We start from the raw sequence: 16,983 nt of genomic DNA on the forward strand, positions 1-16,983 counted from the left end.
ATGTGGAGAGGGTTTTTTGTATGTAAGCCGTTTGCTTACAGCCTCCAGCTTGGGCAATGCCGGCCCAAACTAGGAATTTACATTACTTCTGCTCCCAGCGTATTTGCAAAATGCCTTAAGGCCCACTCATGACCCTCCTGGTCAAATGATGCAACAGCATCTTTATGAATGACTATTTTAAACCCTTTATTATAAGCATCGACTGCTGTATGAAGCACGCAAATGTCGGTGCATACACCGACCAGGTGCACTTCCTCTACACCGCGCTCCCTCAATTTTATCTCGAGATCCGTTCCTGCAAATGCGGAGTATCTTGTTTTGTCCATGAAATATACATTCTCAGCTTCCTTGTTGGTTTCATAAACCAGCTGCAATGTACCGTAAAGATTTCTTCCACTCGTGTTCCTGATATTATGCGGCGGGAATAAATTTGTTTCCGGATGATGGGTGTCTCCTTCATCATGAACATCAATGGCGAAAACAGTGAATTGCCCAGTTTCGATAAACTGTTGCGTGAGCTCTGAGATTTTCTTTTCCAGCACCTGGCCAGGCTTACCGCAAGTCAGGGCACCGTCTTCCGCTACGAAATCATTTGTGTAATCAATATTGATCAAACCTTTGTTTGGCATTTTTGCATCACTCCAATCTATAGGCTATTTTCATCATAAACTCCAAAGTGCTGAATATCCAATAAAAAAGGAACAGCAACCAAGTTGCTGTTCCCGTCTCCAATCGGAGATTTTATTAGTACATTTCAGAAGTAGTCTTCGCCTGCATATGCAGAAGAATGTAGTCAGGTCCGCCCGCTTTAGAGTCAGTTCCTGACATGTTGAATCCGCCGAATGGCTGGTATCCAACGATCGCACCTGTACAGCCGCGGTTGAAGTATAGGTTTCCTACATGGAAATCCTCGCGCGCTTTTTGGATGTGTTCGCGATTCTGTGTGATCACAGCTCCTGTTAAGCCGTACTCTGTGTTGTTCGCTATTTCAAGCGCATGGTCGAAATCTTTTGCTTTTGTGAAACCAACAACTGGACCAAAGATCTCTTCCTGCATAAGGCGTGCATCCGGTGCAAGGTCAGCAAATACAGTCGGCTTGATGAAGAAGCCTGTTGAGCTGTCTCCTTCTCCGCCTGTCATCAGCTTGCCTTCTTCTTTACCGATTTCGATGTAGCTCATGATCTTATCAAATGCAGCCTGGTCAATAACTGGACCCATATAATTGCTCTGGTCTTCCGGATTGCCCTGCGTTAATTCATTTGTCAGTTCCACCACACGGTTAAGAACCTGATCATAAACATCTTCTACTAAAACGGCACGTGAACATGCAGAGCACTTCTGGCCGGAGAAGCCGAAAGCAGATGCTACGATGGAAGTTGCAGCCAATTCAAGGTCTGCATCTTTGTCGACAACGATGGTGTCCTTGCCGCCCATTTCCGCGATGACACGCTTCAGCCAGATTTGGCCTTCATTTAACTTGGAAGCGCGCTCGTTGATGCGAAGTCCCACGTCGCGTGAACCTGTGAAGGAGATAAAGCGGGTATCTTTATGGTCAACCAGGTAGTCGCCCACTTCTGCCCCGCTGCCCGGCACGAAGTTTAGAACGCCCTTCGGAAGTCCTGCTTCTTCCATCACTTCTACGAATTTCGCAGCCACAACCGGTGTAGTGGAAGCTGGTTTTAATAGAACAGTGTTTCCTGCCACGATTGCGGCAACAGTAGTGCCGGCCATGATCGCAAGCGGGAAATTCCAAGGGGAGATGATGATGCCCACTCCCAATGGAATGTAGTCATAACGGTTATATTCGTTTGGACGGCTGTTAACTGGAACACCGTCTTTAATTTTTAAGATCTGGCGTGCATAGTACTCAAGGAAGTCAATCGCTTCCGCAGTATCAGCATCTGCCTCATTCCAAGGCTTACCTGCTTCCTTTGTTAAAAGGGCAGAAAACTCATGCTTGCGGCGGCGGATAATCGCAGCAGCTTTGAATAAAACATCTGCACGTGTTTCCGGCTTCACTTTTCTCCATGTTTTGAATGCTTCCACAGCAGCCTGCATCGCTTTTTCCGCAAGCTCGCGGTTTGCCTTTGAAACACGGCCAACTACTTCTTCTTTATTAGAAGGATTGATGGATACAATTTTATCTTCAGTAGAAATGCGCTCTCCGCCAATTAAAAGATCATAATCCTGGCCCAAATAGCTTTCTACAGTTTGTAAACCCTTTAAATATGCTTCACGATTTTCTTCTTCTTTAAAATTCGTGAATGGTTCATGCTTATAAGGTTGTACCATTTTTACCGCCTCCTGAGTGTACAAATATGAAAACGTCCGATAATAACATAGACATGCTGGAGCATGGTCTGCTACTCTCTTAAAACGTTTTCATCCAAACACTATATTAACATGAAAATAACATTATCTTCAAACATTCTCCGCGGATGTTATATATTAACATCTTCATGGCGAAGTTGCTGCTTCACCTAGAAGGATAAGGAGTCGAGGCTCTAATGGGTTGGGTTGGATAAAACTGTTATATAATTTTTTTTGTGCTGTATTGGACAAAATTCATATTTTTTGCCGGTGAAAGCCAGTGTTCTAGAACTTCTTGCTTATTAGAAGCTAAGAACTCTCTATGGTGACTATTTTCCTTGTGCATCTATCTTTTTGGGCACCAAGAATGCTCATAGGCGACCATTTTCCTACGGCTCCTTCCTTTTGGGGCGCCATGAACCCTCTTGGGCGTCCATTTTCCTACGGCTCCTTCCTTTTGGGGCGCCATGAACCCTCTTGGGCGACCATTTTCCTCGGGATCCTTCCTTTTGGGGCGCCATGAACCCTCTTGGGCGACCATTTTCCTCGGGCTTCTTCCTTTTTGGGTGCCATGAAGCCACTTGGGCGACCATTTTCCTACGGCTCCTTCCTTTTTGGCGTCATGAACCCTCTTGGGCGACCATTTTCCTCCGGCTCCTTCCTTTTTGGGCGTCATGAAGTCCCTTGGGCAACCATTTTCCTCGGGATCCTCCTTTTTGGGCACGATGAAGCCTCTCGGGCGACCATCCCCCTCAGGCTTCTTCCTTTCATGCTCCCTGAAACCTCTTTGGCGAACTTATCCCCTTCCTTTTCCACCATCACAGCAAATCCAGCTCCCTCAAAACACAAAAAACCCAGAAGGTGCATAGTATGCACTTCTGGGCATCATAGTTTTAATGATAGATATGGACAAATGGTTCACTTTGGTCTGCTTTCCGGACTACAAGTGCTTCCGGGCCGTTGACCGATGAGATATTTACCTGGACTGAGATGTATTCAGGGAAGTGTTTGACTACAAGCCCTGTCACATATTGTGTAAATCCAATACCTTCTGCTTTCCCATAGAACTGGATTGGGATATCAATATTGATTTCCTGCAGCTGATCCTGGGCATAAAAAGCTTTTCCAATAACTCCATTGAAGTTAGGGAAGTATGTTTCCACATCCTGCTTGAAGTTAAGAAAAGCTGTTAAATCATCACGATGGTTTTTTTCAGCGGTGTTTGAAGGGAAAAGGACATATTTCTCATTGATATCTTCCCATCCTCCCAGCTTCGTGCTTCCTTTGTCTGCTGTCGCGTATGCAAAGAAGCTTCCCGGCACAACTGATGTTCTTGATTGCTGTTCAAACAAAGCAATAGTTACCGGCACATCCTTCAGGCCTTTGATTTGCCGTACTCTCTGAAGGATTTCCTCGGCCATCTTTTTGCCTTCCTGTTCAATAACAGACCGTTTAATGTCCGTTTCAAAAGTCGCGCCATATTGTTCTTTCTGATAATAATGAACAGAGTTCATGGCAAGGCCGATCACAACTCCGCCAAGTCCCACTTTTCCATCGTCGTTCTTCAGCAGATAGTTGTGCTCAAGTATATGTGCCAGGTATATTGGGCTTTTTTCGTTATTTTTTTCAATATCTCCGCCATCTGCAATCATTGGATTTAAGCCAATATTGTCTTCGGCTTTCATGTCTCGTTCCTTCAGCTGATCGTCAGTGAATTTGCGGTTCAGCCAGGCCTGGACTGTGCTTCTTTCTAGATACTGCCCTTCCTGGAATAAATATTTATCCGGATCAAACGTGTTCTGTGCGACTCGCATTAGTCCGGTCTCAAATTCATTAATGTCATATTTAGTGCTTATATTATTAACCACAAGGCCTCTGGACTCACTTGGTTCAAATGGCAGCAGCGTTCGATAATACTTTTCAGAAATTTTATAGTTCGGAATGATTGCCTTATCCTTTTCGTTCTTGTCTTCCTGAACGACTTCCTCCTGCTTATTAAAATTAGGCGCACAGCCAGCGAGCAGAAGGGTTAGGGATAAAGCAAGCATTATGAGATTTTTCACGGAGCTTACACCCTCTTACTTATTTAATTCTTCAACCAGTCTCTCCTCGTTCCAAACCTCTACACCCAGCTCCTGAGCTTTCGTCAGTTTGGATCCGGCATCTTCCCCGGCAATCACAACATCAGTTTTTTTGCTGACGCTTCCGGAAACTTTGCCTCCAAGCGCCTCTATTTTGTCTTTTGCTTCATTTCGGCTCATGATTTCCAGCTTTCCTGTCAATACTACTGTTTTCCCTGCAAAAAAGCTATCTGAGCTTTCGGCTGAAACTGGCTTTGGCCCGTTATAAGCCATGTTGACTCCGGCTGCTTTCAGCTCGGCAATCAGTTCATGGGCTTCCTCTTGTTCAAAGAAGGAAACAATGCTGTCCGCCATTTTTTCACCAATTTCATTAATTGCTGTTAAATCGTCCCGGGATGCTTTTTCAAGAGCCCCCATATGGCTAAACTCCTGGGCAAGCGTTTTGGCTGCCTTTGCTCCCACATGACGGATTCCAAGGCCAAATAACAATTTTTCAAGAGAATTGCCTTTTGAGTTTTGAATGGCCTGAAGAAGATTATTTACCGATTTTTCGCCCATCCTTTCAAGCTTGATGAGCTGTTCATACGTTAATTTATAGATATCTGCCACATCTTTAATCAGGTTTTCAGCAAATAACTGGCTGATTACTTTTTCACCAAGACCATCAATGTTCATGGCATTGCGGGAAACGAAATGAATAAGGCCTTCCCTGATTTGGGCCGGGCACTTTGGATTGATGCAGCGCAAAGCCACTTCACCATCAAGGCGGACCAGTTCGCTCTCACATTCCGGACAATGTTTCGGCATATTAAAATCCTGCTCCTCACCCGTTCTCCTATCTGCCAGTACATTCACAACTTCGGGAATGATATCTCCAGCTTTTTTTACAACAACCTGATCGCCAATCTTAATATCTTTTTCGCGGATCAAATCTTCGTTATGAAGTGAAGCCCTCTGAACAGTCGTCCCGGCAACACGGACAGGATCAAGAAGTGCAGTTGGAGTAACTACGCCAGTCCGCCCTACGCTTAATTCAATATCCCTTAGTTTGGTAACAACCTCTTCGGCAGGGAATTTATAAGCTATGGCCCAGCGTGGGCTTTTCGCCGTAGCGCCCAGCTGCTCCTGCGCCTCAAGTGAATCGACCTTGATTACAATGCCATCAATGTCATAAGACAAATTTGGACGTTTGTCGGTCCAGCCCTGTACGTATTCAATAACTTCCTCGATGCTTTCACATTTTTTGCGTTCTTTATTTGTTTTAAATCCAAGGCTATCCAGATAGTCCAGTCCATCGCTATGAGATACAACGCCTGTATCCCCTACATTCGCTATACCGTAGACATAAATATCGAGATTACGCTTTGCTGCCAGGCGCGGATCAAGCTGCCTTAATGATCCTGCTGCAGCATTCCTTGGATTGGCAAAAGGCTCTTCCCCATTTTCCTCTTTCGCTTTATTCAATTTCTCAAAAGAACGCCTTGGCATGAATGCCTCACCGCGAACTTCCATTGTAACGCTCTCTTTCAGCCGGAGAGGAATCGAACGAATTGTCTTTAGATTAGCTGTAATATTTTCGCCTATGGTTCCATCACCGCGTGTGGCACCGAGAATAAATAAACCATCCTCATAGCGAAGAGAGACAGCCAGTCCATCAATTTTCAATTCACATACATAAGAAACTTCTTCTCCGGCACCCTGGCGGACACGGCGGTCGAAGTCTCTTAAATCCTGTTCATTGAAGGCATTTCCCAAACTGAGCATCTGCGACTGATGCTCCACTTTTTCAAACATATCAAGGATTTCCCCTCCAACCCGCTGTGTTGGAGAATCCTCTGTTTTCAGCTCAGGAAACTGCTCTTCAAGCTCAATCAGGTCCCTCATCAGCCTATCGTATTCAGCATCTGGAACAGAGGGCTGATCAAGAACATAATATTCATAATTATACTGATTCAAAAGGTTGTGCAGATCTTTCACCTTTTTTTCTGCCAATTGAAGGTCCATACATTCAACCCTTTCTATAATCCATTAAAAATACAGGGGGATTATGCCTTTGTAATTGGTGCAAATTTTGCCAGCAGGCGCTTAATGCCCACCGGTTTTGGAAATGCAATATCCAGCTCTGTTCCTTCGCCGGACCCTTTCACACTGACAACAGTACCTGTGCCCCATTTTCCGTGCTGTGCTTTATCGCCAACCTTCCAGGCTATATCGTCTCCGCCTGTGTTCGAAGCGGATGGACGGATCACTGCTTTCCGCTGAACCTGTGCTCCTCTTGAAGCAGAAGCAGAAGGAGAACCAAACGGCGATGAGCCAAATGGAGACGGCTTTTTAGCAGGTTCAAGGCCATCCAGCAAATCAGCAGGTATTTCTTTAATAAATCGGGACGGCGGATTCATATTCGTGCGTCCAAATAAAGTGCGCATTTGAGCATTCGTAATAAAAAGCTCCTCTTCGGCCCTGGTGATTCCCACATAAGCAAGGCGCCGCTCCTCTTCCATTTCAGACTCTTCCATTAACGAACGGCTGTGAGGGAATACCCCTTCCTCAAGGCCTAATAAAAAGACAACAGGGAATTCAAGCCCTTTTGCTGAGTGAAGTGTCATAAGAACAACAGATTCGGCTTTTTCGCCATCATCATCCAATTTATCAATGTCAGCCACAAGCGCCAAATCAGTTAGAAATGCAATAAGCGTTTTATCTTCGCTGGCTTCTTCAAAGTTTTTTGTAACCGACAGGAATTCATCAATGTTTTCCAGGCGGCTCTGTGCTTCAATGGATTTCTCGGCAATCAGCATATCACGGTAGCCTGATTTCTCCAAAAGCTCTTCCACCAGTTCCGTCACAGATAGGTATTCCTGCATTTGAGTATAGTTTTTAACCAGATCCCTGAATTCAATGGCCCCTTTTGTAATTTTTGGGCTCAAGCCAATCAATTCAATAGATTCGAGTGCTTCAAACATGCTCATTTCATGAAGCTGTGCAAAGTTGGCGATTTTATCAACTGAACCGGAGCCGATTCCGCGCTTTGGCACATTAATTACACGCTGAAGACTGATATCATCATCCGGATTGGCAATCAGGCGCAGATAAGCAAGGATGTCCTTGATTTCTTTGCGGTCATAGAACTTGATGCCGCCGACAATGGAGTATTCTATATTTGACTTTAACAGCACTTCCTCCATTACACGGGATTGTGCATTGGTTCGGTACAAGATCGCGATATCTGAAGGGCTTCGCTTGCCGGTGCTGATGTATTCCTTGATTTTGCCTGCAACAAACTGCGCTTCTCCCTGTTCGCTGTCGGCACGATAGTAGAAAATCTTATTGCCTTCAGCATTTTCGGTCCATAGATTTTTCGGCTTTCTGTTCAAGTTTTTGCTGATGACTTCGTTCGCAGCCAGCAGGATCCTTTTTGTTGAACGGTAATTTTGTTCAAGCATGATGGTTTGCGCATTAGGATAATCCTTTTCAAAGGAAAGGATGTTGGCAATGTCTGCACCGCGCCATTTATAAATAGACTGGTCCGAGTCACCGACTACACATAGATTCTTAAATCGGCTTGCCAGCAGCTTTACAAGCATGTATTGCGCTCTGTTTGTATCCTGATACTCATCCACATGAATGTATTGGAATTTTCTTTGATAATATTCCAGCACTTCCGGAACTCGCTGGAACAGCTGAATCGTGATCATAATAAGATCATCAAAATCTAGCGCCTGGTTGCGCCTTAATCTCTTTTGGTACTCGGTATATACATCACTTGCAACCTGCTGAATATAATCTCCGGCTGTTTTCGCATACTCTTCAGGAGTGATCAATTCATTTTTTGCCGAGCTGATTGATCCCAGAATAGCACGCGGATCAAATTTCTTTGGATCCAGATTTTTATCCTTCAGGATCGATTTAATAACGGATTGCTGGTCTGTTGAATCCAGAATCGTGAAATTTCGGTTATAGCCAATCCGGTCAATATCTCTTCTTAAAATCCGCACACACATCGAGTGGAACGTCGAAATCCAGATATCATCTGCAGCTCCGCCCATCATATTATGAATCCGGTCACGCATTTCACGTGCTGCTTTGTTAGTAAATGTGATTGCTAGAATATTGTAGGGGTTCACACCCTTTTCCACCATTAAGTAAGCAATCCTGTGCGTAAGAACTCTTGTCTTTCCGCTTCCCGCTCCTGCCATTATAAGAAGTGGTCCGTCAGTTGCTTTTACCGCACTTTGCTGCTGCGGGTTTAGTCCGTTCAATAATTTATCTGATAAAAATTGCATTCCTTTTCTTCACCACCATAGAAACATATGTTCTTATATTTTATCTTGTTTGCTGCCCATCAGCAACCTGAATTAAGCACGAACAGCTTTGACTGTGGCCAATGCCGCCTGCAGATCATCATAAATAACATTTCCGACCACAATGACGTCTGCATGCTCAGCCATTTCTTTTGCCTGTTCTGCATTCCGGATGCCGCCTCCGTAAAATAATACGGTTTCTTCCAGTGTACTTTTCACCTCTGCGACCATTTCGGCATCTCCGTACGTTCCGCTGTATTCCAGATAGAAGATTGGCAGGCGGAACATTTTCTCTGCCATCATGGCATATGCTCTCACCTCATCAAGCGATAAATCTGTACGTGAGTTGGTGACCTGTGCAGCTTTACATTCTTCATTGAGGATGCAATAGCCCTGAACAAGGATTTCTTCCCAATTCATAATATCCCCATACTCTTTTACAGCTTCCTGATGAAGGCCTGTAACCCACTTCACATCCCGGCTGTTAAGAACTGTCGGGATAAAGTACAGGTCAAACCCCGGAGTAACGGAATCAATTGCTGAAACCTCCAGCACACAGGGCACCGTGTATCTGCGGATGCGGGCCATTAAATCCAGCACCTTCTCCAGCGTGATTCCGTCTGTTCCGCCCACAATTATCGCATCGGTCCCTGACTCGCAAATCATCTCCAGGTCTTCATCTGATATATTTTTATCCGGATCGAGCTTGAAAACGTGGCTCCATTCGCGAACATCATACATGCAAAATTGCCTCCATTCTATCATTCCATTTCATCATTATATCATTTAAGATTAGGAATAAAAAATAAAAGCTGAAGCGCCATTGGAAGGATTGAAGACAAAGAAAAAAACCGCGGGACCAGCCCCATCGGTTTAGGCAAAAACAAATATTTACGCCTTTTCAGCTTCTTCTTCTTTGATTCTTTCCAATGCCATTTCATATGCATCATTTCCATAGTTGAGGCAGCGCTTTACACGGGAAATGGTTGCCGTGCTGGCACCCGTATCTGTTTCAATCTTATGATACGTTTTTCCTTCGCGAAGCATGCGTGCTACTTCCAGGCGCTGGGCCAGAGATTGTATTTCATTCACTGTACATAAGTCGTCAAAGAATCGGTAGCACTCTTCCAGATCTTTTAAAGATAAAACAGACTTAAATAACTGATCGAGTTCTTTGCCTCTTAGCTTATCAATTTGCATATATTTGCATACCCCTTTATTTTACAGTTTATTGTTTAGCATCAAAGGAAACCGTTTGCTCCAGCCCTGGGTTTGATGGAACGATGTTGATCCATGTTTTTCCCGGCACCAGTCCAGCCTGCTGGCCGTTTAAGACAGGCAGAATTCGTCCGTCAATATTTTCCCACTGCACCTCAGTCACTTTTCCTTTTTGAAGGAGATAACCTTTTCCCCCAGAAGTTAAGTTAATATCACGGCGGCCTGCGCTGTCAGCCACCTGATGATCCGCTTCTGCGATGAAAATGTTATCGAGTAATGCAGGTTCCCCGGATTTGTAGTCAGCTGTTAGCTCACCGTTGGAATATCTTTTGTATTTCCCAAGTCCTTCATCATATTCATAGATGACATTGAATAATTCATTATCCCGGTAGGAGACCATGGCAGAGTCAGCTTTCTCTCCCTGAATTGCCTTTACCTCTTTCTTTGACAGAAATTCAAGTGATTTCGGTTCATCGTCCATCGCATAATTTTTTTCTTTGGCACCCTTCAGCACATTGTCAAAAGAGATATAGGAATTATGCGGAGCCTGTCTAAAGCTTTCCCTTTTAAACAATGTACCGTCATAGTGCATCCCATTCAGGTTATCTACATACCCCTGATCCAGCAATTCTTTGGCCTCCGGACTGTATCCATGCGCAATATAGAGGCTGTCAAAGCCTTTGGCCAGCTCAATATAATAGTCCCTGGAACTTCTGACAGGTCCTATCATTTCGGGCCGCTCACTTTGAAAAATAGCAAGAAAACGAGTCACGTCACCTTCTGCCAGCATTTCGTAGACGATATCAGCCTGATTAATACCAGATTGCGGACGGGCTTTCGGATGGTTATTGATCATCACCGAGACAGCCCTTCCATCCACTTCGGTTTCAGACCCGATGCCTGTGAGCGGATACTGAAATGGAAGTTCATTTTCAGAGCTGACTCCTTTTGTCGCTTCTTCCGCTTTTTCCGTCTCCTGCTTTGCCGGCTCCCCTGCTTTTTCTTTACTGCATCCAGAAACGAGAAACAATGCCGCTGCCGATATAGCTATCCATCTTTTTAACATTTTTCACCCCGTAAGATTGTAGCTTTTTATGCACTTTCTATGTTAGCTCCCTTGAGCAGTTTTGATCTCTCTCTATTCCTTCTCTTTCATATTTTAACGCATTATCGTCGGAAAGAGTACCGTTTTATTCATGACATCATACATTCCCTGCTGAGTAATTCGGATATAAGGCAGATGAGTTGAAGAGAAAAAGAGCAGCGTGTACATTGGATCTTCATGTCTATAACCTTGATCACGCAAATAATGCACAAGCTGTTTTTCTTCCTTCATTAAATCCTCCACATTTTTATGTGACATGATGCCTTTTAAGCGGAGCTCCATCTCCTGGACAATACTCCCCCCTTCAGATATGACAATGCCTCCGCCAATTTCCTTTAGCCGGTTAAATGCATTTAGCATTTCCTTTTTGTTTTTTCCAATTAAGATGATATCACCAGTATTGGAAAATGAACTGGCCATTCCATCCAGGCTTTGCGAGAAACCCTTCAGTATGGTATTAATGCGCCAGTTTCCATTCCGGTCTACCAGCATGAAGAAACATTCATCATGATCTCGATCCAGCTCTTCGGCTGAAACGTCAATTGTGATGGAGTAGGGCTTCGTAATGACCGCATTCTCAAGTCTTATCCCAAAAGGCATGGAGAATTGCATATCATCAGCCGTCAGCTCCCAATCAATCTCCAGCGGTTCAAAGCCGTATTCTTCCCATTCTATAGGCTTATAGGCATGCAGGTTTTCACCGTCTCTCTTCACCCATTCCCCTTTGGCAATAACAGATATAGGGGTTGGCTCGCTTTTATCTGACAGGAAATTGATATTGGCAACCCTTCCTGTCGCAATGGAGCCATGTAAATAATCGATTCCATAATGGCGGGCCACATTAATGGTTGCCATATTATAAGCATCAATAACTGGCACTCCTTTATCTATGGCAATGCGAATCATATGGTCAATGATTCCCTGCTCATAAAAGGAGGAAAAGGAACCGTCTGTTGTGAATACCATCCGATCATATTGATCAATTCCGATTTCATGCATTTCTTCCAATAAAACCGGCAGATCCGGACGGATGGACGAATATCTGAGTGATACGGTATATCCCTGCAAAAGTCGATTGTACACATCTTTCCCAGTCATTGACTCATGGTCACAATCCGCGCCCAGCAGCATAAGCTTTGCAAGCGTTTTTTCAGATGCCCCCGGAAAATGCCCTTCAATCTTTTTCCTCATCCGCTTTGTTTCCTGAATCCAATGGAGCATCATATCATCGCCATCCAATAGCTTCGGCCACCCTGTAAGCTCTCCACCCTGGAGCACAGCATCATGCTCAAGCCATGATTTAACGTTTCCATGTGAAAAAACAGATTCTTCGTGCTGGATCTCTGTTTGAGCGTCAAACCGGCACCACCAATAGGTTGTAGCAGGCATGTTTCTCATTTCCCTCAAAAAGGAAAACGCTTTCTTTTTATCCTGCTGTAAAGCAAGCACCATATTGTCATTAATCAGGGTTGTGGTACCAAACTGCGATGCATAGCTCGCCAGGGAATGGGGATTATATAATTGAAATGGATGGGCATGCGGCTCGATATATCCGGGAACGAGCGTAAGACCAGTGCAATCAATGATCTCACTCCGATCTGTTTTTTCGGGCAGCTTTTCGCCCACATAAACTATCCGGTCGCCATAAATCCATATATTTGCTGTTATCCATTTGCGAAGTGCCTGGTTCAGATAACGAGCGTTCTTAAGTAATATCGTCGGTGACAATTTTCCGTCCAATACGGAAACATGTTCACGCAAGTGCCTGTTTTTCCAACGGTAACGCTGTTCCAGCACCATACTCCCTCCCTTGTTGATTTCTATATATAAATACTCTGTTTTCAGAATGAATATAATGAGTAAAACGGCTTTAAATCAATAAAGAAAGCCCTTACATTTTCTCTTGTTTATTATAGTAACATATTTCACTGTTTAACGCATTAAAGAATCAGTAAAAGATTGTAAAAATTTTGTGAAGGCGGTGGGACCTGTGCAGGTAAAATCAAATATCGGCATTGTAAATGCCTTAATACGCATAACAATTGGATTAACGATACTGGCCTGGAGCACTTCAAAACTTGTAAAACGGCCTTGGCGGGACTCTTATCTTGTGATGGCCATGCTGGGTGGCATGAAAGTGGCTGAGGGGATTGTCCGCTTTTGTCCTTTAACAGCCCTTTTTGAAAGAGGACAGGATATGGTTCAGGAAAAAAGGGGAAATCACGTTAACAATGATGAGGCTGCCGAGGAGATTCTGCCTTTTAACCCTTCTTAGCCATACAGGAGCGCAGACAAAGAATACCAAGCCCTCCCCGGTCGTGCAAAGTAAATAATTCAGCCCCCTATTTGGGGGCTGAACATTAGAAAGGAGCTGACAATATGTTCTGGGAATACGTAATGGATATGACGTTCGTTCTGACAGCCATAATAGGAAGCATTGTAGCACTCCTGTTTGTGTATATCCGGAAAACTAAGAAAGGACGTGCACGATAGCTTTATCGGCAATATCTTTGCGGCAGAATACACCTTCACACTGAAGTTTTTCCAGTTCTGAATATACTTTTTGCTGCGCTTCTTTCAATGTGGACGCCTTAGCTCCCGCCAGCAGCACGCGCCCGCCATTTGTTACAAACTCCCCTGAGCTGTTTCGATCAGTGCCGGCATGGAAGACTAAAACATCTTTAAGCAAATGCAGCCCATTCAGAACAGCTCCTTTTTCGTATGCTTCAGGATAGCCTTTTGAAGCAGCAACCACTCCGACGATTGCTTCTTGACTCCACTCGATTTCAGGCTGCTCCCCATTTAGGACTGCCAGCATGACCTCAGCCAGATCCGAATTCATCCGCGGCAGAATTACCTGTGTTTCAGGATCTCCAAAGCGGGCATTAAATTCGATTACCTTCGGCCCTTTTGATGTTTTAATCAGACCTGCATATAAAATTCCGGTAAAACTCCGGCCTTCCTGAACCATTGCTTTTGCCGCCGGCTTTAAAACTTGTTCAACAGCCTCTGAAACTATTTCATCACCAATATGCGGTACGGGTGAATAAGCCCCCATCCCGCCTGTATTCGGTCCCTGATCTCCATCAAAAGCACGCTTGTGATCCTGGGCAATTTCTAGCGGCACCACTGTTTCTCCGTTCACAAAGGCCATTAAAGAGAATTCTTCCCCTTCAAGGAATTCTTCTATTACGACAGTTGAAGAAGCTTGGCCAAACTTTTCATTTAATAAAAGCTCCTTAATTCCGGATAACGCTTCCTGCATAGTCATGGCTACTATTACGCCTTTTCCTGCTGCAAGCCCATCTGCTTTCAGAACAATGGGAGCACCCTTTGCTTCAATATAGGCTTTCGCTTCTTCATAGTCGCTGAATACTCCATATTCAGCTGTCGGAATCGCATATTTCTTCATTAGCTCTTTGGCAAAAGACTTGCTGCCTTCAATTTCTGCTGCAGCTTTTTTCGGTCCAAATACCTTTAATCCAGCCTCTTCAAATCGGTCTGCCAGCCCTTCTAGCAGCGGTACTTCTGGCCCAATTACAGTCAGATCAATTTCATTTTCCTGAGCAAACTGCACAAGTTTTTCCTGTTCGTTTTCCTGAATGGAAACCAGTTGTGCCGAATCTTCCATTCCTGGATTTCCCGGTGCTGCAAAAACCTGTTCCACTGAAGGACCTTGATTCATCTTCCAGCAAATGGCATGTTCACGTCCGCCTCTTCCAATAACCAATACCTTCATTATGCCCACCTCCGTATAATGTCAGCTATAATAACATGGCCTCAGTTCGAGGCGCCTCCGCTTTCGTTTAATGCTTAAAGTGTCTAACACCTGTAAAGACCATTGCAATGCCATACTCATCAGCTTTTTTTATGGAATCCTCATCACGGATGGATCCTCCCGGCTGAATGATGGCTTTGATGCCTGCTTTGGCTGCAACTTCAACTGTGTCGTTCATTGGGAAGAAGGCATCAGATGCCATTACTGCCCCATTTGCTTTTTCTCCGGCCTGTTCAAGCGCAATTTTGGCAGAGCCCACACGGTTCATCTGGCCTGCACCAACTCCAAGTGTCATATTTTCATCATTGACGACGATCGCATTGGACTTTACATGCTTAACAACTTTCCAGCCGAGCTTCAGTGCTTTCCACTCTTCTTCTGTCGGCTCTCTCCTGGTCGCTACTTTTACTTCGGCATTTTCAAGGGTGAACAGATCATATTCCTGCGTCAGCAAACCGCCTTCAATAGCGGATAATCTCATCTCCGCTTTCTTTTTACCGCCAAAAGGAATAGTCAGCAAACGCAGATTCTTTTTCCCTTTTAAAATCTCAAGTGCTTCCTCCGAGAAGGAAGGTGCAATGATGATCTCAAGGAAAATTTCATATAGCTTTTTGGCTGTCTCAGCATCCACTTCCCTGTTAAGGGCAATAATCCCGCCAAAAATCGATACAGGATCTGCTTCAAAAGCTTTAGAGAAAGCTTCAAAGACATTTTCCCCTGTCCCAACTCCACAAGGGTTCATATGCTTAACAGCAACTGCAGCAGGCTCAGAGAATTCCTTAACAATCTGAAGCGCTGCATCTGCATCATTTATATTATTGTAGGATAATTCTTTGCCGTGAAGCTGTTCAGCATTAGCAATCGAAAATTCAGATCCAAGCGGCTTGCGGTAAAAAGCAGCTTTTTGGTGAGGATTCTCCCCGTATCTCAAAGTTTGCTTCAATTCATACGTAACCGTTAATTTTTCAGGCGTTTCTTCATTTGCCAAATCTGACATATATTCAGCAATCATCGCATCATAGGCAGCTGTGTGGCGGAATACCTTCGCAGCAAGCCTGCGGCGGGTTTCCTTTTGAACCTCTCCGGTTTCTTTCAGCTGTGAAAGAACTGTTTCATAATCAGCAGGATCCACTACAACCGTTACATAGTCATGGTTCTTGGCGGAAGCACGCAGCATGGCCGGACCGCCGATATCAATATTCTCTATCGCATCCTCTACTGTCACATCCGGTTTTGCGATAGTCTGCTGGAACGGATATAAATTCACGCACACAACCTGGATAGGCTGGATCCCATGCTCCTCAAGCTGCTGTTTGTGGCCTGGCTCACCATGCTTAGCCAGCAGTCCGCCATGTATCAACGGATTTAATGTTTTCACACGCCCTTCCAGAATTTCCGGAAAGCCTGTCACATCGCTTACCCCGATAACAGGAACTCCGCTCTCCTCCAGCGCTTTTTTTGTACCGCCTGTTGAGATAATTTCAAAACCCAATTCACTTAGCTGCTGGGCAAATTCTGTTATGCCATTTTTGTCGGAAACACTGATTAATGCACGTTTCTTCATGTTCGCTCCCCCTGACTCTATCGATGATATGATATACTTTAGCACTCTACCATTTTAACATAGAAAAGATCCTGCAAAACCTGCGGATAAAGTTTGTGCTCGACTTCATGTATTTTCTTTTGAAGACTCTCAAGCGTTTCATCCGCATCTATAGCAACTGGCGCTTGAGCAATTATCGGGCCCGTATCCATGCCTTCATCTACAAAATGAACCGTCACACCGCTTACCTTCACTTTGGCCGATAATGCCTGGCCAATCGCGTCCTTACCTGGAAAAGCAGGAAGAAGAGAAGGATGGATATTAATAATTCGGCCTTCAAACTCTTTTAAAAGCGTCGGGCCAATCAGTCTCATATAGCCTGCGAGAATAATATACTCTGCCCCGCTCTCCTTCAGCTCTTGCAAAATTGCTCTTTCGTACTCTGCTTTGCCTGCATAGTCTTTAGCTGAAAAAACAAATTGCGGAACTTGCTCGTTTTGAGCGCGCTGGATGCTGTATGCACCTGGCCGGTCACAGACAAACAGGACGATCTCAGCCTGCAGGTCCCCATTTCTGACGGCATCAGCAATGGCTTGAAAGTTCGTTCCGCTTCCGGAAGCAAACACTGCTATTTTTTTCATGACTTC

Annotated in this window: 14 protein-coding genes; 2 read left to right on the forward strand and 12 right to left on the reverse strand. The window is 44.6% G+C overall.

The genetic code is table 11. The features are described 5' to 3' along the window. Positions 1-77: 77 nt before the first annotated feature. The 9 genes from NSQ49_RS10805 to NSQ49_RS10845 form a co-directional block, all read right to left on the reverse strand. Positions 78-629, reverse strand: a complete 552-nt coding sequence (locus NSQ49_RS10805) for a cysteine hydrolase family protein (RefSeq protein WP_159870728.1) — start codon at positions 627-629, stop codon at positions 78-80. 115 nt (positions 630-744) lie between these two features. Next, positions 745-2,292 (reverse strand): L-glutamate gamma-semialdehyde dehydrogenase, encoded by a 1,548-nt coding sequence (gene pruA / locus NSQ49_RS10810; RefSeq protein WP_251284334.1) that lies wholly within the window; start codon positions 2,290-2,292, stop codon positions 745-747. Between the two features lie 911 nt (positions 2,293-3,203). Beyond that, entirely contained in the window at positions 3,204-4,373 is a 1,170-nt protein-coding gene (locus NSQ49_RS10815) for a CamS family sex pheromone protein (RefSeq protein ID WP_159871303.1), read from the reverse strand. Between the two features lie 15 nt (positions 4,374-4,388). Continuing rightward, positions 4,389-6,395, reverse strand: coding sequence for an NAD-dependent DNA ligase LigA (gene ligA / locus NSQ49_RS10820; protein ID WP_251284335.1), 2,007 nt, complete (start codon positions 6,393-6,395; stop codon positions 4,389-4,391). A 41-nt stretch (positions 6,396-6,436) separates the two neighbouring features. Then, on the reverse strand, positions 6,437-8,674 hold the full coding sequence (gene pcrA / locus NSQ49_RS10825; RefSeq protein ID WP_251284336.1) for a DNA helicase PcrA: 2,238 nt from the start codon (positions 8,672-8,674) through the stop codon (positions 6,437-6,439). Positions 8,675-8,746: 72 nt separating this feature from the next. Further along, positions 8,747-9,433, reverse strand: coding sequence for a heptaprenylglyceryl phosphate synthase (locus NSQ49_RS10830; RefSeq protein WP_251284337.1), 687 nt, complete (start codon positions 9,431-9,433; stop codon positions 8,747-8,749). Positions 9,434-9,583: 150 nt separating this feature from the next. Beyond that, a complete protein-coding gene (locus NSQ49_RS10835) occupies positions 9,584-9,892 on the reverse strand; it encodes a YerC/YecD family TrpR-related protein (protein ID WP_035333268.1) in 309 nt (102 codons plus the stop codon). 28 nt (positions 9,893-9,920) lie between these two features. Beyond that, entirely contained in the window at positions 9,921-10,976 is a 1,056-nt protein-coding gene (locus NSQ49_RS10840; RefSeq protein ID WP_251284338.1) for a DUF3048 domain-containing protein, read from the reverse strand. Between the two features lie 93 nt (positions 10,977-11,069). Next, entirely contained in the window at positions 11,070-12,812 is a 1,743-nt protein-coding gene (locus tag NSQ49_RS10845) for an adenine deaminase C-terminal domain-containing protein (RefSeq protein WP_251284347.1), read from the reverse strand. Between the two features lie 193 nt (positions 12,813-13,005). Here NSQ49_RS10845 and NSQ49_RS10850 point away from each other — a divergent pair, with 193 nt between their 5' ends. Together NSQ49_RS10850 and NSQ49_RS10855 are read left to right on the forward strand one after the other, a co-directional pair. Continuing rightward, entirely contained in the window at positions 13,006-13,290 is a 285-nt protein-coding gene (locus NSQ49_RS10850) for a YgaP family membrane protein (protein WP_159871285.1), read from the forward strand. A gap of 128 nt (positions 13,291-13,418) precedes the next feature. Beyond that, positions 13,419-13,508, forward strand: a complete 90-nt coding sequence (locus NSQ49_RS10855) for an EYxxD motif small membrane protein (protein WP_328143322.1) — start codon at positions 13,419-13,421, stop codon at positions 13,506-13,508. On the opposite strand, the gene purD is transcribed toward NSQ49_RS10855, so the two are convergent. The 3 genes from purD to purN all read right to left on the reverse strand — a co-directional run bounded on the left by purD (position 13,486) and on the right by purN (position 16,977). Beyond that, positions 13,486-14,754 carry a phosphoribosylamine--glycine ligase gene (gene purD, locus NSQ49_RS10860; protein ID WP_251284339.1) on the reverse strand — a complete coding sequence of 423 codons (1,269 nt, stop codon included), beginning with the start codon at positions 14,752-14,754 and terminating at the stop codon, positions 13,486-13,488. The two genes, NSQ49_RS10855 and purD, sit on opposite strands and share 23 nt — an antisense overlap. Before the next feature lie 67 nt (positions 14,755-14,821). Further along, positions 14,822-16,357 carry a bifunctional phosphoribosylaminoimidazolecarboxamide formyltransferase/IMP cyclohydrolase gene (gene purH, locus NSQ49_RS10865; RefSeq protein WP_159871279.1) on the reverse strand — a complete coding sequence of 512 codons (1,536 nt, stop codon included), beginning with the start codon at positions 16,355-16,357 and terminating at the stop codon, positions 14,822-14,824. Positions 16,358-16,395: 38 nt separating this feature from the next. Then, positions 16,396-16,977 (reverse strand): phosphoribosylglycinamide formyltransferase, encoded by a 582-nt coding sequence (gene purN / locus NSQ49_RS10870; RefSeq protein WP_251284340.1) that lies wholly within the window; start codon positions 16,975-16,977, stop codon positions 16,396-16,398. Positions 16,978-16,983 lie beyond the last annotated feature (6 nt).

The organism is Cytobacillus sp. FSL R5-0377 (assembly GCF_038004385.1).
Classification (GTDB): domain Bacteria; phylum Bacillota; class Bacilli; order Bacillales; family Cytobacillaceae; genus Cytobacillus.

What these genes read in the sequence shown, in the direction of transcription:
- NSQ49_RS10805 (WP_159870728.1), bottom strand. Translation starts at nt 629, where the DNA reads ATGCCAAACAAAGGTTTGATCAATATTGATTACACAAATGATTTCGTA.
- pruA (WP_251284334.1), bottom strand. Translation starts at nt 2,292, where the DNA reads ATGGTACAACCTTATAAGCATGAACCATTCACGAATTTTAAAGAAGAA.
- ligA (WP_251284335.1), bottom strand. Translation starts at nt 6,395, where the DNA reads ATGGACCTTCAATTGGCAGAAAAAAAGGTGAAAGATCTGCACAACCTT.
- pcrA (WP_251284336.1), bottom strand. Translation starts at nt 8,674, where the DNA reads ATGCAATTTTTATCAGATAAATTATTGAACGGACTAAACCCGCAGCAG.
- NSQ49_RS10830 (WP_251284337.1), bottom strand. Translation starts at nt 9,433, where the DNA reads ATGTATGATGTTCGCGAATGGAGCCACGTTTTCAAGCTCGATCCGGAT.
- NSQ49_RS10835 (WP_035333268.1), bottom strand. Translation starts at nt 9,892, where the DNA reads ATGCAAATTGATAAGCTAAGAGGCAAAGAACTCGATCAGTTATTTAAG.
- NSQ49_RS10840 (WP_251284338.1), bottom strand. Translation starts at nt 10,976, where the DNA reads ATGTTAAAAAGATGGATAGCTATATCGGCAGCGGCATTGTTTCTCGTT.
- NSQ49_RS10855 (WP_328143322.1), top strand. Translation starts at nt 13,419, where the DNA reads ATGACGTTCGTTCTGACAGCCATAATAGGAAGCATTGTAGCACTCCTG.
- purD (WP_251284339.1), bottom strand. Translation starts at nt 14,754, where the DNA reads ATGAAGGTATTGGTTATTGGAAGAGGCGGACGTGAACATGCCATTTGC.
- purH (WP_159871279.1), bottom strand. Translation starts at nt 16,357, where the DNA reads ATGAAGAAACGTGCATTAATCAGTGTTTCCGACAAAAATGGCATAACA.
- purN (WP_251284340.1), bottom strand. Translation starts at nt 16,977, where the DNA reads ATGAAAAAAATAGCAGTGTTTGCTTCCGGAAGCGGAACGAACTTTCAA.